The following is a 25877-nucleotide window of genomic DNA, read 5'->3' as shown; positions in this document are numbered from 1 at the left end:
TCGGCACGGGCACGGATGCTAAGATCGCCGGACCACCACCGGAGATCCGCATGCAACCGTCCGATGCCGCCCGTCTTTCCGCCGCAGCGCCGCTGCTGACCCTGCCTCGGGTCGGCGGCTGGCGCATCCTGCTGGGCCTGCTGCAAGGCCTGCTGCTCTACCTCCTGTACCACGCCGCGACGATCTCGAGCTGGCCGGCCACCCAGCCGCTGGTATTTGGGCCGCTGGTGCTGGCGTCATTCTTCGTGCCGCTGATCCTGATCTCCGGCCTCGGCCATCTGGATCGGCGCCGGCTCGTCCTTTGGGGTGCCTGCGCGGCGCTGCTGCTGGCGGCGCTGGCCGGCTACGACGCCTGGCGCGTCGCCGACCTGCCGCTGCCGGCTTCCGCGGCGCAGCGCCAATTTGCCACGCCCGGCATCGACCGTTCGCTGTTCCCGTCGGCGCGCCTGTGGTTCTTCGCCGCCACCGGCTTCTTCATCGCGCACACGCTGGTGCTGGCCGCCGTGCGCGACGGCCGTCGCATCGCCGCCTACCCCACTTATTTCGATACCGCCTGGAAGCTCGGCGTGCAACTGGCCTTCAGCGGCCTGTTCACCGGCGTCACCTGGCTGGTGCTGATGCTCGGCGCCCAGCTGTTCGAGCTGGTCAAGCTGGACTTCCTCACCAGGTTGATGCGCGAATCGTGGTTCGCGATTCCCGTCACGGCCTTCGCCTTCGCCTGCGCGATGCACCTGACCGACGTGCGTCCCGCCATCGTGCGTGGCATCCGCAGCCTGCTGCTGGTGTTGCTGTCCTGGCTGCTGCCCGTCACCGTGCTGCTGATCGGCGGCTTCCTGGCCACCCTGCCCTTCACGGGCCTGGCGCCGCTGTGGAGCACGAAGCACGCGGCGTCGGTGCTGCTGTGCGCGGCCGCCGCCTTCGTGGTGCTGATCAATGCCGCCTGGCAGCAGGGCGAGGACGAGCGCGCGGTCGCGCGCGTCGTGCGCGTGGCTGCGCGCATCGCCGCCCTGCTGCTGGCGCCGCTCGTGCTGATCGCGATCTATGCGCTGTTCCTGCGGGTGCGCGACTACGGCTGGAGCGCCGACCGCATCGACGCCGCTGCCTGCATGCTGGTGGCGGCCTGTTACGCGGCCGGCTATTTTGGCGCCGGCCTGCGCCCCGGCTGGCTGCCGCTGCTGGCCCGGGTGAACATCGGCGTCGCCTTCGTCGTGCTGGGGGTGCTGCTGGCGCTGTTCTCGCCGCTGCTCGACCCGGCCCGGATCTCGGTGGGCAGCCAGGTCGCGCGGCTGGCGTCCGGCAAGGTCAAGCCCGATGCCTTCGATTTTGCTTTCCTGCGCTTCGACGGCGCACGCTTCGGGCGCGCGGCACTCGACCGGCTCGAGCGCATGCCCCTTCCCGAGGCCGACGCCGTGCGGCGCCGCATCGCCGCCGTGCGCCGGATGGTGAACCGCTGGGGCCACGAGGAAGTGGCGCCGCGCCCGCTCGAGCTGGCGGCCAACCTGCACATCCATCCGGACGGCGCGCGCCTGCCGGACACCTTCCTGCGCACGGACTGGGCAGCCAGGCACCCGTCCAACCTGTATCCGGCCTGCCTGCGTGAAGTCGGCCATGTCTGCGATGTCTTCCTGCTGGACGTGACCGGCGACGGCAAGCCGGAAGTGCTGCTGTTCGAGCGGCCGGCGGCCTCGCAGGACAGCCTCGTGCTGCAGGAAGACGCGCAAGGCGGCTGGTCGGCGCTCGCGACGGTGTCGCTGCCGCGCCCGCATTGCCCGCATGAGAACGCGGACGCGGCCTTGGCCGCCGGCAAGGTCGATGTGACCACGCCGGCGCTGGCGGACGTGCTGGTGGACGGCGTACGAGGACGGCTGGAACCGGTGACACCGCCGGTGAAGTGCCCGGTTGCGCCGCGCTAAGAACTTGTCACACCGGCCGGCGTCACTCGCGCCCGCGCGACCGGTCGTCCGGCCACATCTGCGCCGCGCAGGCGGCCGCCTGTTCGTTCCACCGGCTGCCCAGGTCGAGACACCGTTCGAGCTGCCCATAGCGCGGCCGCCCCATGCCGAAAACGAGCACGAGGGCCAATACCACGAGAATCACCAGCGCGAGGGGCCATTTCATGTCAGGCAGTATGCATCAGGGTCTCCGGTCATGATCGCACGGAAGCAGCGGTAGTTCGTTTATCGACGGTAGCACGCGGGCGGCTCACGCTCCACCACACGCGCAGCAGCAGGAGCACGGCCACGACGCTGCCCCACACGATGGGCTGCTCGAAGTTGTGCTTGCCGGCCTTCATCCACCAGTAGTGCAGGATCGCCAGCGGGGCGATCACGTAGATCAGCTTGTGCAGCTTGGCCCAGTTGCGGCCCAGGCGCTTGATCATCGCGTTCGTGCTCGTCGCGGCCAGCGGCGTGAGCAGCACGAAGCAGGCGAAGCCCACCGTGATGAACGGCCGCTTCAACACGTCCTTCCACATGGCGGCCACGTCGAAATTATGGTCGAACCACAGGAACGTCAGGAAGTGCATGAACGCATAGAAAAACGTGAACAGGCCGATCATGCGGCGCAGCCGGACGACCCAGTTCCAGTCGGTCAGGCGGCGCAGCGGCGTGACGGCGAGCGTCGCGCACAGCAGATATAACGCCCAGTCGCCGCTGCCGTGCGTGAGGAATTCGACGGGCTCGACGGGCACGCCGGTCGCGGTCAGCCATGCCATCCGCAGGAACGGCAGCAGCGCGAGCACGAAGATCCCAGCCTTCAGGGCCTTGAACTGGGTCGGGGTCGGATTGAACGCCATGGCCGACCCGTCAAAAATTCTTCTTGAGGTCCATGCCCGTGTACAGCGAGGCAACCTCGTTATAGCCGTTGAACATCAGCGTCTTGCGCTTGGGCGTGAACAGCCCGCCCTCGCCGATGCGCCGCTCCGTTGCCTGCGACCAGCGCGGGTGGTCGACGTTCGGGTTCACGTTCGAATAGAAACCGTATTCTTCCGGCGCGATGCCGTTCCACGCCGTACGCGGCTGCTCGCGCACGAAGCGGATGCGGACGATGGACTTCGCCGACTTGAAGCCGTATTTCCACGGCACGATGATGCGCACGGGCGCGCCGTTCTGGTTCGGCAGCACCTGGCCGTACATGCCCACCGTCAGCAGCGCGAGCGGGTGCATGGCCTCGTCCATGCGCAGGCCTTCCACGTACGGCCATTCGAGCACGCGGCTCCGTACGCCCGGCATCTGGCTGCGGTCGGCCAGGCTCGTGAATTCGACGTATTTCGCGTTGCCCGTCGGCTCGACCTGCTTGATGAGGCTGGACAGCGAATAGCCGACCCACGGAATCACCATCGACCAGCCCTCGACGCAGCGCAGGCGATAAATGCGCTCTTCCAGCGGCGCCAGCTTCACCAGGCGGTCGAGGTCCAGCGTCATCGGCTTTTTCACCTCGCCGTCGATCTGCACGGTCCACGGCCGCGGGCGCAAGGTGTGCGCATTCGCGGCGGGGTCGGACTTGTCCGTGCCGAATTCATAGAAATTGTTGTAGTGCGTCGCGTCCTCGAACGACGTCTGTTTCTCGTTGGTCGAGAATGCCGGGTTGCGCGTGGCCGGCAGCTTCTGCACGGTGCCTTGCGCGAACGCTTCGCGGTTGGCCATCTCCCACAGCGACGAGCCGACGACGGCCGATGCCGCCACTTTGGCGAGGAACGCACGCCGGCCTTCGTAGACCTCGCGCGGCGTGATTTCGGACGGGAACGGCAGATCGATGCCGTTCGGATTTTTTCTGATCAACATGGCGGCTCCGGCTGGAATGGATGTTTCGTGCGACATAACAACGTTACACCATCTGCCGCCCCCGGGTCGTCCAGGCGGGTGTTTGTTACCAAATCCCGCCTACCGACATAATCGGACATAAACGGAACGTTGAAAACCTGGACGGTTTTCGATCCCCCTAGAGCTTGCCGTACGAGTGCAGTCCGGACAGGAACATGTTCACGCCGAGGAAGGCGAACGTCGTCACGACGAGGCCGATGAGGGCCCACCATGCGGCCGCGCGCCCGCGCAGCCCGGACATCAAACGCATGTGCAGCCACGCCGCGTAGTTCAGCCAGACGATCAGCGCCCACGTTTCCTTCGGGTCCCACGACCAGTAGCCACCCCACGCTTCGGCCGCCCACAGCGCGCCCAGGATCGTGGCGACGGTGAAGAACGCGAAGCCGACGGAGATGGCCTTGTACATGACGTCGTCCAGCACCTCGAGCGAAGGCAGGCGGTCGGCCAGGATGCCGTGCGACTTCAGCAGATACGCCGCGCCGACCATCGCCGCCAGCGCGAACGTGCCGTAGCCGATGAAGTTGGCGGGCACGTGGATCTTCATCCACCAGCTCTGCAGCGCGGGCACCAGCGGCTGGATCTCGGCGGCGTCGCGCGCGACCGTGTACCACAGCAGGAAGCCGACGGCGGCCGAGATCACGAGCAGCACGAACGGGCCCAGCTGGCGCGTCTGGTAGCGCTGTTCGTAGTACAGGTAGAACATCGCCGTGATCATCGAGAACAGGATGAACACTTCGTACAGGTTCGACACGGGGATGTGGCCCACGTCCGTGCCGATCAGGTACGACTCGTACCAGCGCACCATCATGCCGGTGAAGCCCAGCACGACGGCGGCCCAGCACAGCTTGGAACCGACGCTGCCGCCGAACGGCGAGCGCGCCAGCAGGCCGCCCCAGTAGAACACGGTGGAGAACACGAACATCGCGCTCATCCACAGGATCGCGGACTGGCTCGACAGCATGTATTTCAGGAAAAATTTCTGGTTCGCGGCATCGAGGGAGCCGCCGTACAGCTGCACGGCCCACAGCGCCAGCAGCGCGACGAGCGGCATCAGCCAGCGCACGGGCTTGAACGTCCAGCCGACGAACGCGAACACGGGCGCGGCCAGCACGAGGATCGCCTGCTCGTAAATGTCCATGTAGGCGCCGAAGCGGTTCAGTGCATACAGCGCGGCCGCGAGCAGGCCCGCGCCGAACAGCCAGTCGACGGCCGTCAGGCGCTTGAAGAAGCCGGGGGGCCGGGTGTACGCCGCGCCCGGTGCTTGCGATGCGGATGAAATGTCCATGGATGTCTCCTTTTCCGACTTTTACAGCTTACGCCGATTGCGGCAGTTTGTTCTTCAGGTCGTCGAATTCGCGCTGGAAATCGAGCGTCTTGCGCTGCGTGCTCATCGCCATCAACGCGTGGGTGCCGCCGCTAGGTGCCGGTTTTACCCATACCCAGACACGGCGCTCGCGAATATAGAACATCGAGAAAATGCCCAGCACCAGCAGCAAACACCCGACGTAGACCACTTTCTTGCCCGGCGAACGCGTCACCTGCAGCACGGACGCCTTCACTTCCTTGAAATCGTCCAGCGCGAGGAACACGGGCGCGCCGTAGAAAAAGCTGTCGGACAACGCATTCGTCGCCTGCTGCAGGAAGCGGCCGTGGGTCTCGGTGGGCGTCACGGCAGCCTCGCCCGCGCGCGCGCGCGCCGCCTGCCACAGCTCCCACATGGCACCGTTGAGCATCTTCATGAACACGCCGGCCGCCTTTTCCTGCTCGGCCGCGGGGATGCGCTCGAGGAATTTCGACACGGCCAGATAGCCGCCCTGGCTGCCGTCGCCGGCGAAGATCGCCAGCGTCTTGGCGGCCGAGTCCTGCAACTGCCTGGCCAGGGTGCCGTTCGCGTCGCCCGGCGGCAGCGCGCGCGCGGCGTAGCGGCGGGCTGCTTCCTCGCGCAGGCTCGCGTCCGCGAGCGCGGCGCGCAGGCGCATCCATTCGCGCACGCCGTGCTCGTCGTCGGCCGGGATGCGCAGGAAGCTGAATTGATCGGACGGATTGGTGCGCACGCCGGCCAGGTACACCTGGCGGCCTTCCAAGGTGACGGGCTGCATGTAGTTCAGGAATTCGCGCGCCTGCCCCGTCTTGTCGCGCAGCTTGTACTGGACGCTGGGCCCGACGTTCTTGAAATCCTTGTTGCCCACGTTCTTGGCGGCCGAACCGGAGTGCTGCGACAAGGTCTGCGAGAACTGTTCCTCGAGGCTCTTGCCCTTCGTGACGGCCCGGGCATCGTTGTTCTGGCTCGTGTTCTCGACGTTGAACGGCCGGAAGCCCGACCACTCGACGGAATAGGTGTCCGCGCCCTGCTTCAGCGCGGTCGCATTGCCGACCTCGCCCTCGATGGCGAACGGTTTGTCGCTCGTGCCTGCCATGGGCCAGCCCGTCAGCTTGAGCTTGCTGCCGCCATCCTCGAAGCTGGACTGGTACACCGCGATGCCGCGGTAGATCAGCGGCTGGTTGACCTTCACCGTGGCGGGAAACGCCTTGCCCGTCTCGTGGTCGCGGATGACGACGTCGCTGGCGAACAGCTTCGGCATGCCGGTCGAGTAGAAATCGATGGTGAATTTCTTCAGCTCGATGGTGAACGGCAGGTCCTGCACGAGCACCCCGTCGGCCTGCTGGAGCAGCGCCGTGTCGCTGGCCTGGCCTTCGGGAATCATCGTATTGCCGCGGAAGCTCGGGTTGCCGAGGCCGAGGCGGTGCTGCGGCGCGATGGCGGAAATCAGGCCCGTGCCGCCATACGGCGTCTTGCCCATGAACCATTCCTGGAAGCGGATCGGGAGGTTCGAATCGAGCAGGCCGCCCAGCAGGATCACGATGATGGCCGTGTGCGCGAAGATGTAGCCGAACTTGTTGGCGGCGCCCTTCTTCGCGGCGACGAGTACGCCGCCCGGCTTCTCCACGATCTTCGTCCGGTAGCCGGCGTCGGCGAGGCGGTTCGCCGTCTGCTGCGCGAGCGGGACCGTGTCCAGCGGCGCCGTCCATTCGCTGTGGTGGTGGAAATTGCGCAGCGATTCCTCGCGCACGCTGTCGCGCCAGCTGCGCATGTCGCGCAGGAATTTCGGTGCGTTGCGGGCGACGCACAGGCCCGTCGACACGATCAGCACGGCCAGGATCAGCAGGAACCACCAGGCCGAATACACGGTGTACAGGCCGACCTTGCGGAACACCTCGAACCAGAACGGACCGAACTGGTTGACGTAGTCCGGCATCGCGCGGTCCTGCTGCATGATGGTGCCGATGATCGCGGCGATGGCGATCATGACCAGCAACGTGATCGCGAACCGCATCGAGGACAGCAATTCGACCGCTTCCGCCAGGCCGCGCCGGCGCGTCTTCAGTTCAATTCCGGTGGTGCTCATCGACTTTCACTCTAGACACATCAACCAGCGAGCATACAACAAAAGGGCGGTCCCGCTTGCGCGGTCGCCCTCCCCTGTTGTTCCCGCCAGTTTTTATTGTAGGCCGCTTATTGTAGGCTGCTTAGTCGGCTCGGTTATCGTGGACAAGTAATACTGCCAATTACTTCAGGCCGGCAATATAGTCCGCCACGGCTTTCATTTCTTCATCCGACAAGCGCTTGGCCAACGTGGCCATCTGCGGGCTGTTGGCGCGTGCGCCACTCTTGAACGCCTGCAACTGGGCCACCGTGTAATCCTGGTGCTGGCCCCCGATGCGCGGATACTGGGCCGGCATGCCGGCACCGGTGGCGCCGTGGCAGCTGGCGCAGGCCGCCACGCCGCGATCGGCGATGCCACCGCGATAGATCTTGCGGCCCAGTTCCAGTGTCTCCTTGCTGCGCGCGGCGCCCTGCTTCGGCTGCTGCGCGGACAGGTAGGCGGCGAGGTTTTTCTTTTCGTCGTCGCTCAGCATCTTGGCGTACGTCGTCATCACGGGCTGGTTGCGGGCCGGCGTGGTGAAGTCGACGAGCTGCTTGTGGATGTACGTGTCGATCTGGCCGGCCAGCTTCGGATTGGTGTTGATGGTCGAATTGCCGCCGGCACCGTGGCACGACGCGCAGGCCGGCAGGCCGCGGGCGTTGTCGCCGGTGTCGTAGAGGGAGCCGCCCTTGGCCGGATCGGCCTTCGCGGCAGCCGCGGGTGCGTGGGCCGCATCCGCTGCGAGAGCGCTGCCCACGATGAGGAAACTGGCCAGCAAGGACTTCACGATCGCCGCGCACGCGGCCGGTTGAAACACACGATTCATTCAAGCACCCTGAAAAAGTCAAAGATAAACTTGCAGTTGCAGTGCAGCGGTCATGCTCGTGCCCTTCGCGCCGGCCCTCCATCCTTCGGGCTCGCCGGCGGCAGGTAACTCCCTATTGTACAATAGCCTTTGTTTCCTGCCCTCACCTTCGTTGTCTTTTTCGCTCCACTTCCCTCATGTCCAAACTCTGGCAAGCCCGTTTCTTCACGACCGTCAACCAGTTGCGGGATCTTCCCAAGACGCAGGTGCCGGAAATCGCCTTCGCCGGCCGGTCCAATGCGGGCAAATCGACGGCGATTAATATCCTGACGAACCAGAAGGGCCTCGCCTTTGCGTCGAAGACGCCGGGCCGCACGCAGCACATCAATTTCTTTTCGATCGGCGGCGCCCACGTCGCCATGCACCGCAAGGACCCGACCAAGGTCGAGGACATCCAGGCCCTGCTCGTCGACCTGCCGGGCTATGGCTATGCGGAAGTGTCGGGCGACGCCAAGCTGCACTGGCAAAAGCTGCTGGGCGACTACGTGCAGCGCCGCGATCAACTGGCCGCGCTCGTCCTGATCATGGACTCGCGCCGCCCGTTCACCGACCTCGACATCCAGATGCTGGAATGGTTCGCCCCGACGGGCAAGCCGATCCACTGCATCCTCACGAAGGTCGACAAGCTCAACCGCAACGAATCCGTCAACGCCCTGCGCCAGGCGCGGCAAGTGCTGGACAGCTATGTCGACGAGGAAGGCAACGGCTTCCCGTTCACCGTCCAGCTGTTCTCCGCCCTGAAGCGCGTCGGCATCGACGAAGCCAACGACAAGATCATCGAACTGCTCGGCCTGGAGGACGATCCGGCCGATTCCGAACAATAGTTTTACCCAAACTCGCCAGGAACCGCCATGCCGATCATCACGCCTTCGCAATACCCCGCCGTGCGCATGCGCCGCATGCGCCGCGACCCGTTCTCGCGCGCCCTGATGCGCGAAAACGTCGTCACCGCGTCCGACCTGATCTACCCCGTGTTCATCCTCGACGGCCAGAACCAGCGCCAGCAGGTGGCGTCGATGCCCGGCGTGGAGCGCCTGTCGGTCGACCTGTTGATGAAGGTGGCCGAGGAAGCCGTCGCGCTGGGCATCCCCGTGCTCGCGCTGTTCCCCGTCGTCGATGCGTCGCTGAAGACCTATGACGGCGTCGAGGCGACGAACCCGGACGGCCTCGTGCCGCGCGCCGTGCGCGAACTGAAGCGCCACTTCCCGCAGCTGGGCATCATGACGGACGTCGCGCTGGACCCGTACACGACGCACGGCCAGGACGGCCTGCCGGACGAGAACGGCTACATCGTCAACGAAAAGACGATCGCGATGCTGACGCGCCAGGCGCTCGCGCAGGCCGAGGCCGGCGTCGACGTCGTCGCGCCATCCGACATGATGGACGGCCGCATCGGCGCGATCCGCATGGCGCTGGAAGAGAAGGAATTCATCCACACCCGGATCATGGCCTACTCGGCCAAGTACGCGTCGGGCTATTACGGCCCGTTCCGCGAAGCCGTGGGCTCGGCCGCCAACCTGGGCAAGGCCGACAAGAACACGTACCAGATGGACCCGGCCAACAGCGACGAAGCGCTGCGCGAAGTGGCGCTGGACATCGCGGAAGGCGCGGACATGGTCATGGTCAAGCCGGGCATGCCGTACCTGGACGTGGTGCGCCGCGTGAAGGACGAGTTCAAGGTGCCGACGTTCGCCTACCAGGTCAGCGGCGAATACGCGATGCTGCAGGCGGCGTTCCAGAACGGCTGGCTCGATCCGGACAAGGTCATCATGGAGACGATGATGTCGTTCAAGCGCGCCGGTGCCGACGGCGTGCTCACTTATTTCGCCATGGACGTGGCGCGGCGCCTGAAGGCCGCGGCGTAACACCGCAACGTCGCGCATGAACCTGACACTGCGTTCATGCGTGACAATTCGAGAGCCTTCGGCAGCCCCGGATCGCTAAGATTCCGGGTATGACTGCCCTTCCCCACGATTCCCGGAATTCCCCCTACCGGTGGCTGATCCTCGCGGTCGCCACCGTCCTGCAGGCCGGCGCGGCGTTCGTCACGCAAGGCATCGCCGCCCTGGCCGGCTACCTGCAAAAGGATCTGCACCTCTCCGCCACCCAGGTGGGCTTCCTGGTCACTGCCTCAACCTTGGCGCCGATCTTCACCCTGCTGTTCGTCGGCGACCTGCTCGACCGAAAGTCGGAGCGCGCGATCATCGGCGCGGGCATGCTGATCATGGCGCTCGGGCTCGTGGGCGCCGGCGTCGCGCCCGGTTTCCTCGCCTTGTGCGCCGCGCTGTTCGTCGTCGGCATGGGCTACAGCACCGTGCAGCCGGGCGGGAGCCGGTCGGTGTCGCAGTGGTTCAAGGGCCACCAGCTGGGCATCGCGATGGGGGTGCGGCAGGCCGGCCTGCCGCTCGGCGGGGCCGCCGCGGCTGCCGTGTTGCCGTTCGTCGTCGGCCTGCAGGGCTGGCGCGCGGCCTTTCTGTGGAGTGTCGCCGTCGTGCTGGCGGCCGGCGCCCTGTTCTGGGCGATCTACCGGCCGCCCACCCTGCCCGACCGCCCGGCCAAGCGCCCCGTGCTGACGGTGTTCTTCCTCGTCCGCATGGTGCGCCAGCGCTGGATGCAGCGGGTCGTCTGGTCGGGCATGGCGCTCGTCGGGACGCAATACGGCATCGTCGTCTTCCTGATGCTGTTCCTGCGCGACCGCTTCGGGCTGCCCCTGCACGAGGGCAGCTGGTTGCTGCTGCTGATCCAGCTGTGCGGCGGCGTCGGCCGCATCGCGCTGTCGGTCTGGAGCGACCGCTGCGGCAAGACGGGAAAACGGTTCCTGCCGGTGACCGTCTGCATGCTGGTCACGTGCGTCGGGCTGCTCGCGCTGGTCGGTCTGCCCGTCGACGCGCCGCGGCCCTGGCTGTTCGGGCTGATCGCCGTGCTCGGCTTTTTCGCGCTGGGCTGGTATGGCCCCTGGGTCACCTATATCGCGGATTCCGCCCCGGCGGACAGCGTCGGCCTCGCGCTGGGCGCCGCCATGACCGTCAACCAGATCGCCATCGTGCTGACGCCGCCGGCGCTGGGCATGATTCACGATGCGACGCGCCATTACGATGCCGTGTGGGGCACGTTGATCGGCTGGATCCTGGCGACGCTCGTCCTGCTGCGCGCACTGGACCGGATCCATCAACCACGAACGGCATAACATGCCGACCCGGCCCGCGAAAACGCAACATCCCCCCGCCTGCGCCCCCGACGACGAACGTTCCCACCGCAGCTTCGCGCCTACGATGAAGCAATCCATCGTCTCAACCGAATCTTCGAGGAGCGTTCTTCATGGGGAAGCACATCTACAACATCGCCGTCATCCCGGGTGACGGCATCGGCAAGGAAGTCATGCCCGAGGGCTTGCGCGTGCTCGACGCCGCCGCCGGCCGTTTCGGCATCGAGCTCCGCTACAAGCACATCGAATGGGCCAGCTGCGACTACTACGCAGCCACCGGCAGGATGATGCCCGACGACTGGAAGGCGCAGTTGTCCGGCATGGACGCCATCTACTTCGGCGCCGCCGGCTGGCCCGCCGCCGTGCCCGACCACGTGTCGCTGTGGGGCTCGCTGCTGAAATTCCGGCGCGAGTTCGACCAGTACGTCAACCTGCGCCCGGCCCGCCTGTTCGACGGCGTGCCCTGCCCGCTGGCCAACCGCAAGCCGGGCGACATCGACTTCATGATCGTGCGCGAGAACACCGAGGGCGAATACTCGTCCGTCGGCGGCATCATGTACGAAGGCACCGAGCGCGAGATCGTGATGCAGCAATCGGTGCATTCGCGCATCGGCAGCGATCGCGTACTGCGCTTCGCCTTCGAGCTGGCGCGCCAGCGCGAACGCAAGCAGGTCACGGTCGCCACCAAGAGCAACGGCCTGGCCGTCAGCATGCCGTGGTGGGACGGGCGCGCCGCCGCGATGGCGGCGCAGTACCCCGACGTCGACTGGGACAAGCAGCACATCGACATCCTGTCGGCGCGCTTCGTGCTGCAGCCGCAGCGCTTCGACGTGGTGGTCGCCTCGAACCTGTTCGGCGACATCCTGTCCGACCTCGGCCCCGCCTGCACCGGCACGCTGGGCCTGGCGCCATCGGCCAACCTGAATCCCGAACGCGCCTTCCCGTCGCTGTTCGAGCCCGTGCATGGCTCCGCACCGGACATCTACGGCAGGAACGTCGCCAATCCGATCGGCATGATCTGGTCCGGCGCGATGATGCTCGACTTCCTCGATACCGACGGCGGCTCCGGACGCCAGGCCCACGACGCCATCCTGGCCGCCATCCAGCAGGTGCTGCGCGACGGCCCGCGCACGGCGGACCTGGGCGGCACCGCGTCGACCACGGACATGGGCCAGGCCATCGCGGCCGCGGTGGCGGGGGCGTGACCATGGACACCGTCACGCTGCCAGCCTATCCGATCGACGTCGCCTTTCCGGACCTGTCGCCCTACGCCGCCGGCAACGGCGGCATCCCCTACCTGACCACGTACGACAGCGGCGTGCCCGGTCCGCACGTGATGGTCAACGCGCTCACCCACGGCAACGAGGTATGCGGCGCCATCGCCGTCGCCGACCTGCTCGATCTCGGCGTCCGTCCGCGCCGGGGCAGGCTGACGCTCGCCTTCGCCAACGTCGACGCGTACCTGCGCTTCGACCCGGCCCATCCCGATGCCTCGCGCTTCGTCGACCAGGATCTCAACCGCGTGTGGACCGCGGCCATCCTCGACGACGCCGCCCGCGATTCTTCCGAGCTGCGCCGCGCGCGGCAATTGCGCCCCGTGCTCGATACCGTCGACTTCCTGCTCGACCTGCATTCGATGCACGAACGCTGCGCGCCGCTGTCGGTCTGCGGCCCGCTGGACAAGGGCATCGCGCTCGCGCGCCGGCTCGGCACGCCCGTCTGGATCGTCAGCGACGCAGGCCATCCGGAAGGCCGGCGCATGCGCGACTATGGCGGCTTCGGCGCTCCGGACAGCGCGAAGAACGCGCTGCTGGTCGAGTGCGGCCAGCACTGGGAAGCCGCCGCGGTGGACGTCGCCCGGGACGTCACGGCCCGCTTCCTGCTGCTGCACGGGGTCGTCGAACCGTCCGATCTTCCGGCCGCGTGGCTGCAGACGCCACCCGCCGCCACGCGCGTCGTGCGCGTCACCGAGCCGGTCGTCGCGTCCAGCATGGACTTCCGCTTTGCCGCCGATTACACCGGCCTGGAAATCGTCCGGGACGCGGGCACCGTGATCGGCTGGCGCGACGGCGAGCCGGTCACGACGCCCTATCCCGATTGCGTGCTGGTCATGCCGTCGCTGCGCCAGCTGCGTCCCGGCGTGACCGTGGTGCGGCTTGGACGACTGCTGGACTGACCACGGCACAACATGCCGCCGCGGCGCGAAATACGCAATTTCCGCCGCTTTGCCGCCCGCCGCTCACACACTCCTGCCGCACGGGCGGGCCTACCATGAAACGGTGCCGCGCTCTTTACCGGCTCTTCCCGCTTCCACACAAGGACTCATGACCATGTCTCTCACACTGACCCGGACCGACCTGCTCAAGGAGCAGAATTTCATCAATGGACTGTGGTGCGACAGCAGCAGCGGCGCCCGCTACGACGTCGCCGACCCGGCCGCGGACGACTGCTTCGCCACCGTGCCCGCCAGCTGCGCGGACGACGCGTCGCTGGCCGTCGCCGCCGCGCAGGCCGCGCTGCCGGACTGGCGCGCCCGGCCCGCGCGCGAACGGGCCCGCTTCCTCAAACGCTGGCATGCGCTGATCGTGGCCAACACGGACGACCTGGCGAAGCTCATTTCGCGCGAACAGGGCAAGCCGCTGGCCGAGGCGCGCGGCGAAGTGGCCTACGGCGCGTCGTATGTCGAATGGTTCGCCGAGGAGGCCGTGCGCGGCTACGGCGACATCATCCCCGAACAGGTGCGCGGCATGCAGCTGACGGTGACCCGGGAAGCGGTGGGCGTCGTGGCCGCGATCACCCCGTGGAACTTCCCGCTGGCGATGATCGCCCGCAAGATCGCACCGGCCCTCGCGGCCGGCTGCACCGTCGTGGCCAAGCCGGCGGAAGACACGCCGCTGACCGCGCTGGCGCTCGTCAGGCTGGCGGAGGAGGCGGGGCTGCCTGCCGGCGTGCTGAATATCGTGACGACGTCGCGCAACCGGGTGGCGGACGTGGTCGGCGCCTGGCTGCTCGACGGCAGGGTCCGCAAGATCACGTTCACCGGGTCGACCGCGGTCGGCAAACGCCTGGCGCGGGAATCGGCCGGCACCCTGAAGCGCCTGTCGCTCGAACTCGGCGGCAATGCCCCGTTCATCGTGTTCGAGGACGCCGACCTGGATGCCGCGGTCGACGGCTTGATGGCCGCCAAGTTCCGCAACGGCGGGCAGACGTGCGTGAGCCCGAACCGCGTCTACGTGCACGATGCGGTCTATGCCGCGTTCACGCAAAAACTGGCCGCGCGCGTGGAAGCGCTGCGGGTCGGCCCCGCCACCTGCCCCGACGCGCAGATCGGCCCGATGATCAACGCCCGCGCCGTCGACAAGATCGACGCCCACGTGCGCGACGCGCTGGCCAAGGGCGGCCGGCTGGTCGTCGGCGGCAGGCGCCTGACCGACGGCCCCAATTACTACGCGCCGACCGTGATCGCGAACGCCAGCCACGACATGGCGCTCGCCTCGGAAGAGACGTTCGGTCCGGTGGTGCCGCTGTTCCGCTTCGGGGACGAGGACGAGGTCGTCCGGCAGGCCAACGACACGCCGTACGGCCTCGCCGCCTACTTCTACTCGCGCGACATCGTCCGCGTGGCGCGCGTGGCCGAGCGGCTCGAGACGGGCCTCGTGGGCATCAACGAGGGCGTGCTGGCGTCGGAAGCGGCGCCGTTCGGCGGGGTGAAGGAATCGGGCTACGGCCGCGAAGGCTCGCGCTACGGCCTGGACGATTACACGCAGACCAAGTACCGCTGCCAAGGCGGACTGGCGTAAGCCTGGCCCGCGGCGCCATCTGCCTGCCTCCCCGCGAGGGACGCAGGCTTTTTTTCGCCCGACATTCGGGATCAGAGCAACATCCGGGGTCAGAGCACGTTTCGGATCAATGTCGGTCGGCACACCAAGCTCCCGCACCGAAGACGACGGGCCCCGTCACCGTGCGGCGTGGCCACCCGGACGCCATGGACTGGCGCTCGACCTAGCCTCAAGGAACTTGCTCGAACATGGGATCTGACCCCGCATTGGGGTCTGACCCCGAATCCAACCCCGAATCCGGGAGAGACGGGCTGGTCCGTGCCGGCACGGGTCGGCCGGCACGCGCACTCACGCTCAGAACATGTGGCGGATACCCCAATCCGCGCGGTTCGCGTGGTTGGGGTCGATGTGGGAGATGGAGGTGAACAGCGCGGTGCGCTTGGACAGCGCATACGTGTAGCCGAGCGCATACTGCGCCGTGTCGGCATTGCGCGCCGAGCGGTCGTTCAGGCGATTGTACGACACGAGGATGCGTCCTCCGCCGGCCGGAATCGTCAGGCCCAGCAGCAGGTCGCTCGCGTCCACGGGCGCCAGGCCGACGGCGTCCGTGTGCTGCCGGTCGAGGCCGACATGCAGCTTCGCGACGCCGAAGTCATAATTGCCGCCGACGAAGCGCAGCTTGGCCGCCCCGGTGCCGTTGGCGTCGTTGTTGTTCTGGTAGCCGTACGCCACCTTCAACCCGCCGACGGTATAGGTGAAGGCCCCGCTGATCTGGCGGTTGGCAGACATGTTGCCGGCCGTCTCGCCGAACGCATACGACACCTCGCCCTTCAGCCCGCCGACCTGTTTCGCGTAGAAGACGGCGTTCTGCGTGCGGATGTCGATGACCGAGTAGACGTTACGGCCGAAAAAGGATTCGGCGGCGCCGGACATGCCGTCCTCGAAAGGATCGATGACATCCGTGAGCAGGCAGTAGGACGGCGTCCAGGAACGGCCGAAGCGCACCGTGCCGAAGTCGCCTTTCAATCCCACCCACGACTGGCGGCCGAAGATGCGTCCGCTCTGGCCCGCCGTGCCCGTGTCGGGGCTGAAGCCGTTTTCGAGCTGGTAGAGAACGGACACGCCGTTGCCCAGGTCTTCCGAGCCGCGGAAGCCGAGGCGCGATCCCCACCAGCCGCCCGGGTCGACGCCCCAGCGCGTGGGTGCCACGTCCGATTTCGAGTACACGAGGCCGATGTTGATCAAGCCGTACACGGTGACATTCGATTGCGCGCACGCGGGGCCGGCGGCGGCGCTGCAGAGGGCCAGCGCCAGCAGGGATTTCTTCATGATCGTCTCCTTAAATTATGTTTTGGATGTGGCATGAGCGGGTTGAAAAACCTGCTTGAATGAGCTCGCGATCATCCGCTCCACACACATCAATTTAAGGCTGCTCCCGCAACACATTTCCTCGAAAGACGGTGGGCCGACAACATGAAAACTGCGAAATCGCCGTGCCTGACGGCGGAATATGCTGCGCCGTTCCGGACCATCATTCGGCGCGCTGGTAGACCGCGCCGAGGTCGCACAAATCCCAGTTCCCGCCACTGAGCACCGTGCACACTTTCTCGTCCGGCCGGACGGCGACTGCGCCGGCCAGCAAGGCCCCGATACCGATGGCGGCGGCCGGCTCGGCGATCAATTTCGCGTCGTTGGCGAGCATGCGCATGCCCGCGACGATGTGCGCGTCGTCCACCAGTACGATCTCGTCGACGTACTTCTCGATGATGGGATACGGATTCCGGCCGGGGACGCTGAGCCGCAAGCCGTCCGCCACGGTGTCCTGCAACGGCAGCGAGGTGCGTTCCCCGTTGATCCGGCTGTGGAAATACTTCGGCGTCAGCGCAGGCTCGGCGCCGATGACCCGCACCGACGGCTTCGTTTCCTTGATGGCGGTGGCGATCCCGGAAATGAGGCCGCCGCCGCCCAGCGGCACGATGACCGTGTCGACGTCGTCGAGGTCGTCCAGGATTTCGCACCCGATCGTGCCCTGCCCCGCCATCACCAGCGGGTCTTCGAAACCGTGGATCACCGCGTACCCGTTTTCTGCGGCGATCTCGTACGTCTTTTTCCAGCGGGCCGCGTTATCGCCGTCGAACAGGATGACCTCGGCCCCGAGCGCCCGCGTGTTGGCGACCTTGACCTCCGGCGCGGTGGCCGGCAGCACCAGGAACGCTTTCACGCCCAGCAAGCGCGCCGCGTACGCGAGTCCCTGGGCATGGTTGCCCGACGACGTGGCGATCAGGCCGTTCGCCACGTCGTCCCGGGGAAGCGACAGCGCCTTGTTCACGGCGCCCCTGATCTTGAATGCGCCCGTGATCTGCAGGGTTTCGGGCTTGAGCCAGAGCTGGCAACCGAGGGCCTTTTCCATCTTCTCCGCACGTAACAACGGCGTGTGACGGATGTGGGGTTGCAGCCGTTCGCGGGCTTCCCGGATGTCCTGGATGGTCGGGTAGTCAAGCATGCTGTCTTCCTGCAGGTTGCGAAAAGAATTCGAAGAAGGTGCCGACGCCGGTTTCCAGCGCATTCCGGTAGATCCGCGACGCGGTGGTGTTGTCCTGGATGGCCATGCCCGTGGAATCGAAGATCGTGATCTCGTCGTCGTTCTCCCGTCCCGGCTTTTTCCCCGCCAGGATCTCGCCGATCTCCCCGTGGATGTCTTCCTGCGTGATGATGCGTACGTTCAGCGGGTGCCAGGTTTCGCCCTTGGTGACGCACTGTGCGATGGAATCGTTGACGATCTTCGCGTTGCGGAAGATCGCCGGGTCGAGTTCCTGCTTGCCTTGCTGGTCGGTGCCGATGGCCACGATGTGCGTGCCGGGCTTGACCCAGCCGGCTTCGACCAGCGTCCCTTTGCCGCGGGTCGTCGTCACGAGGATGTCGGCCCGGCGCACCGCGCCCTCCTTCGACGCGGCCATCACGACGGGAATGCCGAACTCCCTTTCGATATCGGCCTTGTACTGCGCCAGCGTTGCGGGGTGGTTGTCCCAGGCGTGGATCTCCTCGATGGTCATGACCTCGTTGATCGCCCGTATCTGCAGCCTCGCCTGGATGCCCGTACCGATCGACGTGACCGTTTTCGCATTCTTCCTTGCCAGCGCTTTCACGGAAACGGCGCCGGCCGCACCGGTCCTGAGGCCGGTGATCAAACTCCCGTCCATCACGCACGTCAGCGCGCAGGTCCTGCCGTCGAACAGCAGGATGGTGCCCATGTTGGTGGGCAGGCCGTAAGCCGCCGGGTTGTCCGGAAACCCGCCGGACGACGCCTTCATCGAGATCACCTCGTTGGCCTGGTAGTAGCCGAGCTTGAAGTCGATTTCCCCGCGCGGCGGAGGCAGGTGGATGCCGATGTAGTCGGGTTGGTCCACCTGCCCGCCGCTGAACGCCACGAAGGCTTCCTCCACGGCGGCGATGACTTCCTTCATGGAGATCAGTCTGCCGACCTCGTCCTTGTTGAGTAACAGCGTTTTCATGGTGTTCCCCGACGTCAGGCCGGACGGTAGATCACGTACAGCTTCGCCACGTGTTCGCGGCTGTCCCAGGTGCACGAGGCCTTCTGCTCGATGAGGAAGATGTCGCCCTTCGAGAACGTGCCGCTGCGGCCCGTTTCATCGACGAAGGTCACGCTTCCTCCCAGCAGATACATCAGCTCCATGTGGCGGAAGTACAGCGCGCGGCGGGCATACGGTGTCGAGTCCCAGGTGCCACAGGTGAACTCACCGTCCTCGGACTTGTAGTCGGTGTAATTGCGGCACACCGGCGTGGGCGTCAGCAGCAGGTCGGGCGCCGGGCCGCCGGCCGACGGGCCCATCTCCGGGTTCTCCCTGATCGGCACGATGGCGCGGTCACCCGCCCGGCTCTTGTTGTAGCGGACGAAGATCAGCGACACCGGCCCTTGCGCGGACCAGGTGAACGCGGCGCCATGCTTGAGAATCGCGCTCTGGTTCGGCCCCAGCGTGAGGGCCGTGCCTTGCTGCGTCAGCGTGAGGCTGCCCTGGTGGACGATGATGAATTCGTCGTTTGGCAGCGCCTGCACGGCGCCGCTGCCGGCAGCGAGCGTGATGACGCCGGCCGTGACCGGGCCCGGCGCCCAGTCCAGGATACGGCGGCTGGCGAGGAACCGGTCCTCGGCGGCCGGCGCGGCGACTGCGATGCCTCGGCCCGGCTCCTGCGCGAACTTGCGCAGGTCGACGAACGATGGCGTGTGGACCGGGACGGCAACTGCGGCTTGCTGAAAATTCGACATGATGGTGGCTTGAATGGAATGTTGATGACAATGCGGGTCACGCCGCGTTCGCGACGGGCGTGGCGAACCGTCCGATGTGGTAGCACTCGATCGGCGTACTCGTGGCGCCCGTGGCGATCAGTTCCGCCATCACGTCGCCCACACCCGGCCCCAGCTGGAAACCTTCGCCGGAAAAGCCGAACGCATAGAACAGGCCGGGTACGCGTGCGCTCGGTCCCATCGCGGGCCGGCTGTCGTCCATGTACCCCTCGATCCCGCTCCACACGCGGATGATGTGCAGGCGATCGAATGCCGGCATCACGTGCGGCGCGCTTTGCAGCTTGTACAGCGTCCTGGCCGGGTTCACGTACGAGCGCCGGCTCTCGATGTCCGCCGGTTCGTGGCCGCCGCCGCCGATGACGATGTTGCCGCGCGCGACCTGGCGGAAATAGACGACCTGCTCGAACGAGTCCGCCATCGCACCGATGGTCGGCCGGATGGCGTAAGGCACCGGCTCGGTGACACACATCTGCGGCGCCTTGGCGACCATCGGCACCGGTTCGCCGAAGTGCGTGCTGATGCGATTACCCCAGGCGCCGGCCGTGACGAGGGCCACGGGTGCGCGGAACGTGCGGCCGTCCGCGGTGGTCGCGACGAAGTCGTCGCCGTCCTTGTCGAGGCTCGTCATCTCGGTGTTTTCGAACACCTGCGCGCCGGCGCGTACCGCCGCACGGCCGATGGCCGGCGCCGCCAGGCGGGGATTCGCATGCCCGTCGTGCGGGGCATAGCACCCCGCGGTGATCTCCGGTCCGAGGTACGGAAAGCGCTCGTGCAGCGTTTTCGCGCCCAGCATCTGCATGCCGATGCCGAACGACTTGGCATCCTCCGCATACTTCACCATGCGTTCCTCGTGCGCCGGCGTGACGCCCACGCGCAGGTGGCCGTTCAGCAGGAGCTCGACGTCCGCACCGAACAATTCCTGGAACTTCAGCCAGATCTCGCGCGCGCGGTTCGACAGCGGCAGCTGCTCGATGGGGCGGCCCATCCGGCGCGTGTTGCCGAAGTTGACGCCGCTGGCCTGCTGGCCGATCAATCCCCGCTCGAGCAGGATCACGGACTTGCCGCGCCGACGCAGGAAGAAGGCGCTGGCCGCACCCATGATGCCGCCGCCGACGATGATGACATCCGCTTTCAACGCACTCATTCCACTTCCTCCCGCACCGCCATCGACAGCGGCTTCACCGGCGCCTGGCCACGCAGGCGTCCCACGAGTTCCACCGGTACGCCGGCCGCATGGGCGATGACTTCCGCGCCGGCGTGTCCGCAATACCGTCCCTGGCAGCGGCCCATGCCGACCCGGCACAGCGCCTTGGCGCGGTTCGCTTCGCGTGCCCCCATCTCGGCCACCGTGCGGCGCAGTTGGCCCGCCGTGACGGCTTCGCAACGGCAGACGATGGCGTCGTCCGGCAGCGTCGCCGCCTGCTGCGCGGGCCACGGGAAGGCCTGCACCAGGCCCTGGCGGAAGCGCTCCATCTTTGCCTGTTCCGCGCGGAGCGAGCGCACTTCGGCCTCCGGCACGTCGAGCTTTAAGTCCTTCAGCACGGCCAGCGCGGCCAGGCGTCCGCCGATCTCGGCGGCGTCGGCGCCCAGCACCTTCATGCCGTCGCCGGCGAGATAGACGCCCGGTACCGACGTGCGTCCGTCCTCGTCCGCCTCGGGCAGCCACTGGCGCGTTTCCTGGTCGAAGCGGAATGCGCAGCGCGCCAGGTCGGCCAGCTGCGTCTCGGGACGCAGGTGGTAGCCCATCGCGACTGCGTCGCAATCGAAGGAGCGCTCGTTGCAACGGTTGTCGCGCACGACGACGCCCTGCACGCCGTCGTCCGCGGACCCCGAGATCTCGAGGGGCGCGACGCCGGTCAGGACCTCGACGCCCGCGCGCTTCAGGCCCGCCACGAGGGCGAGGCCGTTGCGCAGCACGGCGGGACGCGCGAGCAGCTTCGGCAGCGCGGCCACGCGGCGCATCAGCGGCGACGTGTCGAGCACGGCCGCGACGTTCGCGCCTGCCTTCACGTATTGCGACGCGACGAGGTACAGCAGCGGTCCGGTGCCCATGAACACGACCTGGCGGCCGATCGAACACGCCTGCGCCTTCAGCGCGATCTGCGCCGCGCCCAGGCTGTACGTGCCCGCGTAATGCCAGCCTTTCACCGGCATCAGGCGGTCCGTCGCGCCGGAACAGATCACCAGCGCGTCATAGGGCAAGGCCTTGGAACGCTGGTCGCGCACGACGTACAGCTTGCCGCCGGAGATATTCCAGGCCAGCGTCTCGGGCATGTAGTCGACCTGGGCGCGCAACGCGTCGAAGCTCGCGTGCAGGTCCTGCGCGCGCTCGGCTTCGGTGCCGTACAGCTTCGCGTACGGGCGGGTGAAGTTGTCGGGCTGGCGCCGGTAGATCTGGCCGCCGTCGCGCCGGTTCTCGTCGACGACGATGGGGCGCAGCCCCGCGGCCGCCAGGGTTTGCGCGCAGCGCACGCCCGCTGGGCCGGCGCCGACGATGATTACGCGAGGTTGGGCCATGTCGCCTCCGGTTGTGTCGTCACGAGATCCATGCCGTCCGCCACCACGGTGGTGCAGGCACGCAGGCGGCTGCCGTCCGCGGTCCAGACCCAGCAATCCTGACAGGCGCCCATCAGGCAAAAGCCGGCGCGCCGGCCGTCGCCGAATTCGGACTCGCGCAGCTGGCGCACGTTGTCGAGCATCGCGACCATCAGCGTGTCGCCGGCGAGCGCCTCGACCGGGTGCCCGTCGATCACGATGCGCACGCGCGCACGGCCCGTCTCGGCCAGTCGTACGAAGCGGCTGCTCATGCGACGTCTCCTTCGACGACGCGCAGCGGTGCCTGGATGGCACGTAGCTCGGCTTCCGGGCGGTGGCACAGGATGCTGCCGCCGTCGGCGAGCATCTGGCGCGGCGGCGGCAGGCGGTTGCACATGCCGTCGACACGCAGCGCGCAGCGGTCCACGAAGGCGCACATGGCGCGCGCCGGTCCGTTCGCCGTCAGCGGCGGCAGCGCCGCCGGCGTGGCGCCCGCCACCTCTTCCAGCCAGCCGCGGCGCAGCGCCGGCACGGACGAGATCAAGAGGTGCGAATACGGATGGAACGGCGGCAGCGCCTGCGCCTCGCGCTTGCGCGCCTCGACCTTGCGGCCCGCGTACAGCACGACGATCTCGTCGCAGATGGCGCGCACGGTGCCGATGTCGTGGCTGATGAACATGTACGACACGTTCAATTCCTTGCGCAGCTCGGCCATCAATTCGATGATGGCGGCGCCGACCACGGTATCGAGCGCGGAGGTGACCTCGTCGCACAGGATCAGGTCGGGCTGGGCCGCCAGCGCGCGCGCCAGGTTGATGCGCTGCTTCTGGCCGCCGGACAGTTCGCCCGGCAGGCGGTCGGCCAGCGCGGCCGGCAGGCGCACGAGGTCGAGCAACTGCAGCACGCGCTTGCGGCGCGCCTCGCCCCTCATGCCGTGGTAGAACTCGAGCGGACGGGCGAGGATGCGCTCGATGCTGTGCTGCGGATTGAGCGCCGTGTCGGCGTTCTGGAACACGAACTGGATGCGGCGGAACTGCTCGCGCGTGCGCCCGTCCAGCGTGGGCGCGAGGCGCTTGCCGTCGAGGAGGATCTCGCCTTCGGACGGCGCCACCATGCCGGCGATGGCGCGCGCCAGCGTCGTCTTGCCGGAACCGGATTCGCCGATCACGCCGATCGTGGCGCCGCGCGGAATCACGAGGTTGACGTCGTCCAGCACGCAGTTGACGGGCACCCCGCGCCGCGCGGTGCCGTAGGCCGCGTGCAGGCCGCGCACCTCGAGCAGCGGATGCTCGTGCGCCGGCTTCGGTTCGCGCACGGCCGCGGGCGCCGGCTTCGGGGCGATCGCCGCCAGGAGGCTCTTCGTGTAGGGGTGCGCCGGCGCGGACAGGATCTGCGCGGTCGGCCCCGATTCGCGGATCTCGCCGTCGCGCAGCACGACGATGCGGTCCGCCATCTGCGCGACGACCGCGAGGTCGTGCGACACGTAGACGGCCGTGCTGCCGCGCTCCTTGACCACCTTCTTGAATGCGCGCAGCACCTCGATCTGCGTCGTCACGTCCAGTGCGGTGGTCGGTTCGTCCATGATGACCAGGGCCGGATCGGTGATCAGGGCCATGGCCGCCATCAGGCGCTGCAGCTGCCCGCCCGAGACCTGGTGCGGGTAGCGCTGGCCGATGCGCTCGGGATCGGGGAGCGCCAGCGCGCGGAACAGTTCGACGGCCTTGGCCTCGGCCTCGGCGCGCGGCATCACCTTGTGGATCAGGGCACTCTCGACGACCTGGTCCATCAGCCGCATGGACGGGTTGAACGCGGCGGCGGCGCTCTGCGCGATGTACGCCACCGTGCGGCCGCGCAGCCCCGCCAGCTGGTGTTCGCTCATCGTCAGCACCCGGTTGCCGGCCACGGTGACGTCGCCGCCGGCCAGGCGGCAGCCGGCGCGGGCATAGCCCATCAGCGCCAGCGCGATCGTGGTCTTGCCGGAGCCGGACTCGCCGATCAGCGCCAGGACCTCGCCCCGTTGAATCGAAAAATCGGCGCCGTGGACGATCGGCACCTCCTCGTCCATGTCGTTGCGCGCCGTGACCCGCAGGCGGGCCACCTTGACGATCGTGTCCATGTCAGCCCTCCCTGCCGCGGCGTTTGCGGCCCACCAGGCCGTCGATGGCCATGTTGACGGCAATGGTCAGCGTGGCGATGGCGATGGCGGGCATGACGACGGCCGGCGCGCCTTCGGACAGGCCGATGATGTTTTCGCGTACCAGCGAACCCCAGTCCGCATGCGGCGGCTGGATGCCGAGGCCCAGGAACGACAGGCCGCTGAGCAGCAGCACGATGAACAGGAAGCGCAGGCCGAAATCGGCCAGCACCGGCCGGATCATGTTCGGCAGCATTTCGCGGCAGGTGATGTACGCCATGCCCTCGCCGCGCGCCCGCGCCGCCTGCACGTAGTCCATCGCCTGCACGTTGACGGCCAGCGCGCGTGCGATCCGGTAGGCACCCGGCATGTAGCCGATGCCGGCCGTCACGATCAACAGTGGCACCGACGTGCCGAAGCCGGCGACGATGATCAGCGCCAGCAGCTTGTGCGGGATGCTGAGCATCGTGTCGACGATGCGGCTGACGATGGCGTCGAACCAGCCGCCCGCGGCGGCGGCGCACATCGCAAGCGCGGTCCCGCCGACGCTGGCCAGCAGCACGGCGGCCAGCGCCAGGCCGATCGTGTACGGCGCGCCGTGGAGGATGCGGCTCAGCATGTCGCGGCCGAGATAGTCGGTGCCGAGCGGATGCAGCGCGCTGATCGGCGCGAACACGTCGTCGCCGGTGACACCGCCTGCGTCGTCCGGGGCCAGGTATGGACCGGCCACGGCCATCAGCAGCCAGAACGCGAAGATGGCGCAGCCGATCACGCCGGCCAGTGGCAGGCGGCGGCGCGGCTTGCGCCGGGCGATGGGAGAAATCACGGAGGTCTTCATTTTCTTAACCTTGGGTTGGAAACGATTGCGCACACGTCCGCCACGGTCAGCAGCACGAGGTAGCCTGCGCAGAACAGCATCGCGCAGGCCTGCACCACGGGCATGTCGCGCATGGTGACGGAATCGACCATCAGGCTCGCGATGCCCGGATAGTTGAAGATGGATTCGACGATGATCACGCCGCCGATCAGGTAGGCCAGCGACAGCGCCACCGCGTTGGCGATCGGGCCGATCGCGTTCGGCAGCGCATGGGACAGCACCATGCGCACGGGCCGCACGCCCTTCAGGCGCGCCATCTCGACGTAGGACGAGTTGAGCTGGTCGATCACGGCGGCGCGGGTCATGCGCGCCATCTGCGCCACGATCACGCAACACAAGGTCATGACCGGCAACGCATAGGTGCGCAGGAATTGCCCGAAGGTGGCGATGTCGTCGGTGTGCGACAGCGCGGACAACCAGCGCAGCTTGACGGCGAACAGCAGCACCGCCAGCGTGGCGATCAGGAATTCGGGCACGGACACGGTCCACACCGTCGCCACGCTGACGACACGGTCGAACAGCGAGCCGCGGACCATGGCGGACACGATGCCGAGCGCCAGCGCGAGCGGCACCGAGACGACGGTGGTGGCCGCCGCCAGCATCAGCGAGTTCGGCAGGCGGCTGCCGATCAGCTCCGTCACCGGCAGGCCGTTCGCCATGGCCACGCCGGGATGGCCGGTCAGGAGGCCGCCCAGCCAGTGCAGGTAGCGCACGTGGGCCGGCAGGTCCAGCCCGAGCTTGGCCCGCAGCGCGGCCACCAGCTCGGGCGTGGCCTCCTGGCCGAGCGCCGCCTGCGCGGCATCGCCCGGCAGCAGGTTGGTGATGGTGAAGATCACCACCGACACCGCCAGCAGCGTCAGCACCCCGACACCCACGCGGTTCAACACCAGTCGTACGGTGGTCCCGTTCATG

General features: G+C 67.4%; 23 protein-coding genes. 7 read left to right on the top strand and 16 right to left on the bottom strand.

Features of this window, described 5'->3' with window-relative positions:
- The first annotated feature begins 50 nt into the window (after positions 1-50).
- Positions 51-1913 (top strand): DUF4153 domain-containing protein, encoded by a 1863-nt coding sequence (locus NX784_RS05145; protein WP_258815594.1) that lies wholly within the window; start codon positions 51-53, stop codon positions 1911-1913.
- A gap of 22 nt (positions 1914-1935) precedes the next feature.
- Here the strand turns inward: NX784_RS05145 and NX784_RS05140 are convergent, their stop codons facing one another.
- From NX784_RS05140 to NX784_RS05115, 6 genes are all read right to left on the bottom strand, one after another.
- Complete coding sequence (locus tag NX784_RS05140; protein WP_258815593.1) at positions 1936-2118, bottom strand: hypothetical protein; 183 nt, start codon at positions 2116-2118, stop codon at positions 1936-1938.
- Positions 2119-2146: 28 nt separating this feature from the next.
- Complete coding sequence (gene msrQ / locus NX784_RS05135) at positions 2147-2794, bottom strand: protein-methionine-sulfoxide reductase heme-binding subunit MsrQ (RefSeq protein ID WP_258815592.1); 648 nt, start codon at positions 2792-2794, stop codon at positions 2147-2149.
- A 10-nt stretch (positions 2795-2804) separates the two neighbouring features.
- Positions 2805-3782 carry a protein-methionine-sulfoxide reductase catalytic subunit MsrP gene (msrP, locus tag NX784_RS05130; protein ID WP_258815591.1) on the bottom strand — a complete coding sequence of 326 codons (978 nt, stop codon included), beginning with the start codon at positions 3780-3782 and terminating at the stop codon, positions 2805-2807.
- Between the two features lie 157 nt (positions 3783-3939).
- Positions 3940-5106 (bottom strand): c-type cytochrome biogenesis protein CcsB, encoded by a 1167-nt coding sequence (gene ccsB / locus NX784_RS05125; RefSeq protein WP_258815590.1) that lies wholly within the window; start codon positions 5104-5106, stop codon positions 3940-3942.
- A gap of 28 nt (positions 5107-5134) precedes the next feature.
- Positions 5135-7228, bottom strand: coding sequence for a cytochrome c biogenesis protein ResB (locus tag NX784_RS05120; RefSeq protein ID WP_258815589.1), 2094 nt, complete (start codon positions 7226-7228; stop codon positions 5135-5137).
- Positions 7229-7388: 160 nt separating this feature from the next.
- The gene (locus NX784_RS05115; protein WP_258815588.1) at positions 7389-8072 is read right to left on the bottom strand and encodes a c-type cytochrome; all 684 of its coding nucleotides are present in this window, start codon (positions 8070-8072) and stop codon (positions 7389-7391) included.
- A 176-nt stretch (positions 8073-8248) separates the two neighbouring features.
- Between NX784_RS05115 and yihA the strand changes: the two genes are divergently transcribed.
- The 6 genes from yihA (at position 8249) to NX784_RS05085 (ending at position 15116) form a co-directional block, all read left to right on the top strand.
- The gene (gene yihA, locus NX784_RS05110) at positions 8249-8935 is read left to right on the top strand and encodes a ribosome biogenesis GTP-binding protein YihA/YsxC (RefSeq protein WP_258815587.1); all 687 of its coding nucleotides are present in this window, start codon (positions 8249-8251) and stop codon (positions 8933-8935) included.
- A gap of 27 nt (positions 8936-8962) precedes the next feature.
- Positions 8963-9976, top strand: a complete 1014-nt coding sequence (gene hemB / locus NX784_RS05105) for a porphobilinogen synthase (RefSeq protein WP_258815586.1) — start codon at positions 8963-8965, stop codon at positions 9974-9976.
- 89 nt (positions 9977-10065) lie between these two features.
- On the top strand, positions 10066-11298 hold the full coding sequence (locus NX784_RS05100) for an MFS transporter (protein WP_258815585.1): 1233 nt from the start codon (positions 10066-10068) through the stop codon (positions 11296-11298).
- Between the two features lie 131 nt (positions 11299-11429).
- On the top strand, positions 11430-12521 hold the full coding sequence (locus tag NX784_RS05095) for a tartrate dehydrogenase (RefSeq protein WP_258815584.1): 1092 nt from the start codon (positions 11430-11432) through the stop codon (positions 12519-12521).
- A 2-nt stretch (positions 12522-12523) separates the two neighbouring features.
- The gene (locus tag NX784_RS05090; RefSeq protein ID WP_258815583.1) at positions 12524-13492 is read left to right on the top strand and encodes a M14 family metallopeptidase; all 969 of its coding nucleotides are present in this window, start codon (positions 12524-12526) and stop codon (positions 13490-13492) included.
- Between the two features lie 154 nt (positions 13493-13646).
- Positions 13647-15116: an NAD-dependent succinate-semialdehyde dehydrogenase gene (locus tag NX784_RS05085; protein WP_258815582.1), complete on the top strand. Its 1470-nt coding sequence runs from the start codon at positions 13647-13649 to the stop codon at positions 15114-15116.
- Between the two features lie 333 nt (positions 15117-15449).
- Here the strand turns inward: NX784_RS05085 and NX784_RS05080 are convergent, their stop codons facing one another.
- From NX784_RS05080 to NX784_RS05035, 10 genes are all read right to left on the bottom strand, one after another.
- On the bottom strand, positions 15450-16424 hold the full coding sequence (locus NX784_RS05080) for a porin (protein ID WP_258815581.1): 975 nt from the start codon (positions 16422-16424) through the stop codon (positions 15450-15452).
- Positions 16425-16626: 202 nt separating this feature from the next.
- On the bottom strand, positions 16627-17598 hold the full coding sequence (locus NX784_RS05075; protein ID WP_258815580.1) for a threonine/serine dehydratase family protein: 972 nt from the start codon (positions 17596-17598) through the stop codon (positions 16627-16629).
- A complete protein-coding gene (locus tag NX784_RS05070) occupies positions 17591-18607 on the bottom strand; it encodes an ornithine cyclodeaminase family protein (protein WP_258815579.1) in 1017 nt (338 codons plus the stop codon). The genes NX784_RS05075 and NX784_RS05070 overlap by 8 nt, the downstream gene beginning before the upstream one ends.
- A gap of 14 nt (positions 18608-18621) precedes the next feature.
- The gene (locus NX784_RS05065) at positions 18622-19380 is read right to left on the bottom strand and encodes a cupin domain-containing protein (RefSeq protein ID WP_258815578.1); all 759 of its coding nucleotides are present in this window, start codon (positions 19378-19380) and stop codon (positions 18622-18624) included.
- A gap of 37 nt (positions 19381-19417) precedes the next feature.
- Positions 19418-20563 carry an NAD(P)/FAD-dependent oxidoreductase gene (locus NX784_RS05060; RefSeq protein WP_258815577.1) on the bottom strand — a complete coding sequence of 382 codons (1146 nt, stop codon included), beginning with the start codon at positions 20561-20563 and terminating at the stop codon, positions 19418-19420.
- Positions 20560-21936, bottom strand: coding sequence for an FAD/NAD(P)-dependent oxidoreductase (locus NX784_RS05055; protein WP_258815576.1), 1377 nt, complete (start codon positions 21934-21936; stop codon positions 20560-20562). The genes NX784_RS05060 and NX784_RS05055 overlap by 4 nt, the downstream gene beginning before the upstream one ends.
- Positions 21918-22226, bottom strand: a complete 309-nt coding sequence (locus NX784_RS05050) for a (2Fe-2S)-binding protein (RefSeq protein WP_258815575.1) — start codon at positions 22224-22226, stop codon at positions 21918-21920. The genes NX784_RS05055 and NX784_RS05050 overlap by 19 nt, the downstream gene beginning before the upstream one ends.
- On the bottom strand, positions 22223-24070 hold the full coding sequence (locus NX784_RS05045) for an ABC transporter ATP-binding protein (protein WP_258815574.1): 1848 nt from the start codon (positions 24068-24070) through the stop codon (positions 22223-22225). Before NX784_RS05045 ends, NX784_RS05050 begins: the two co-directional genes overlap by 4 nt.
- Before the next feature lies 1 nt (position 24071).
- Positions 24072-24926: an ABC transporter permease gene (locus tag NX784_RS05040; RefSeq protein ID WP_258815573.1), complete on the bottom strand. Its 855-nt coding sequence runs from the start codon at positions 24924-24926 to the stop codon at positions 24072-24074.
- Positions 24923-25876: an ABC transporter permease gene (locus NX784_RS05035; RefSeq protein WP_258815572.1), complete on the bottom strand. Its 954-nt coding sequence runs from the start codon at positions 25874-25876 to the stop codon at positions 24923-24925. Before NX784_RS05035 ends, NX784_RS05040 begins: the two co-directional genes overlap by 4 nt.
- Position 25877: the final 1 nt, after the last annotated feature.

Origin of the sequence: Massilia pinisoli, assembly GCF_024753285.1 — a bacterium.
Classification (GTDB): Bacteria; Pseudomonadota; Gammaproteobacteria; order Burkholderiales; family Burkholderiaceae_D; genus Telluria; species Telluria pinisoli.
This window is presented reverse-complemented; position numbering and strand designations above follow the sequence as displayed.

Coding starts and splice junctions, on each gene's coding strand:
- hemB (WP_258815586.1), top strand. CDS start 8,963: ATGCCGATCATCACGCCTTCGCAATACCCCGCCGTGCGCATGCGCCGC.
- msrP (WP_258815591.1), bottom strand. CDS start 3,782: ATGTTGATCAGAAAAAATCCGAACGGCATCGATCTGCCGTTCCCGTCC.
- NX784_RS05140 (WP_258815593.1), bottom strand. CDS start 2,118: ATGAAATGGCCCCTCGCGCTGGTGATTCTCGTGGTATTGGCCCTCGTG.
- ccsB (WP_258815590.1), bottom strand. CDS start 5,106: ATGGACATTTCATCCGCATCGCAAGCACCGGGCGCGGCGTACACCCGG.
- NX784_RS05075 (WP_258815580.1), bottom strand. CDS start 17,598: ATGCTTGACTACCCGACCATCCAGGACATCCGGGAAGCCCGCGAACGG.
- yihA (WP_258815587.1), top strand. CDS start 8,249: ATGTCCAAACTCTGGCAAGCCCGTTTCTTCACGACCGTCAACCAGTTG.
- NX784_RS05060 (WP_258815577.1), bottom strand. CDS start 20,563: ATGAGTGCGTTGAAAGCGGATGTCATCATCGTCGGCGGCGGCATCATG.
- NX784_RS05145 (WP_258815594.1), top strand. CDS start 51: ATGCAACCGTCCGATGCCGCCCGTCTTTCCGCCGCAGCGCCGCTGCTG.
- NX784_RS05050 (WP_258815575.1), bottom strand. CDS start 22,226: ATGAGCAGCCGCTTCGTACGACTGGCCGAGACGGGCCGTGCGCGCGTG.
- msrQ (WP_258815592.1), bottom strand. CDS start 2,794: ATGGCGTTCAATCCGACCCCGACCCAGTTCAAGGCCCTGAAGGCTGGG.
- NX784_RS05095 (WP_258815584.1), top strand. CDS start 11,430: ATGGGGAAGCACATCTACAACATCGCCGTCATCCCGGGTGACGGCATC.
- NX784_RS05055 (WP_258815576.1), bottom strand. CDS start 21,936: ATGGCCCAACCTCGCGTAATCATCGTCGGCGCCGGCCCAGCGGGCGTG.
- NX784_RS05070 (WP_258815579.1), bottom strand. CDS start 18,607: ATGAAAACGCTGTTACTCAACAAGGACGAGGTCGGCAGACTGATCTCC.
- NX784_RS05090 (WP_258815583.1), top strand. CDS start 12,524: ATGGACACCGTCACGCTGCCAGCCTATCCGATCGACGTCGCCTTTCCG.
- NX784_RS05065 (WP_258815578.1), bottom strand. CDS start 19,380: ATGTCGAATTTTCAGCAAGCCGCAGTTGCCGTCCCGGTCCACACGCCA.
- NX784_RS05045 (WP_258815574.1), bottom strand. CDS start 24,070: ATGGACACGATCGTCAAGGTGGCCCGCCTGCGGGTCACGGCGCGCAAC.
- NX784_RS05100 (WP_258815585.1), top strand. CDS start 10,066: ATGACTGCCCTTCCCCACGATTCCCGGAATTCCCCCTACCGGTGGCTG.
- NX784_RS05080 (WP_258815581.1), bottom strand. CDS start 16,424: ATGAAGAAATCCCTGCTGGCGCTGGCCCTCTGCAGCGCCGCCGCCGGC.
- NX784_RS05115 (WP_258815588.1), bottom strand. CDS start 8,072: ATGAATCGTGTGTTTCAACCGGCCGCGTGCGCGGCGATCGTGAAGTCC.
- NX784_RS05040 (WP_258815573.1), bottom strand. CDS start 24,926: ATGAAGACCTCCGTGATTTCTCCCATCGCCCGGCGCAAGCCGCGCCGC.
- NX784_RS05035 (WP_258815572.1), bottom strand. CDS start 25,876: ATGAACGGGACCACCGTACGACTGGTGTTGAACCGCGTGGGTGTCGGG.
- NX784_RS05120 (WP_258815589.1), bottom strand. CDS start 7,228: ATGAGCACCACCGGAATTGAACTGAAGACGCGCCGGCGCGGCCTGGCG.
- NX784_RS05085 (WP_258815582.1), top strand. CDS start 13,647: ATGTCTCTCACACTGACCCGGACCGACCTGCTCAAGGAGCAGAATTTC.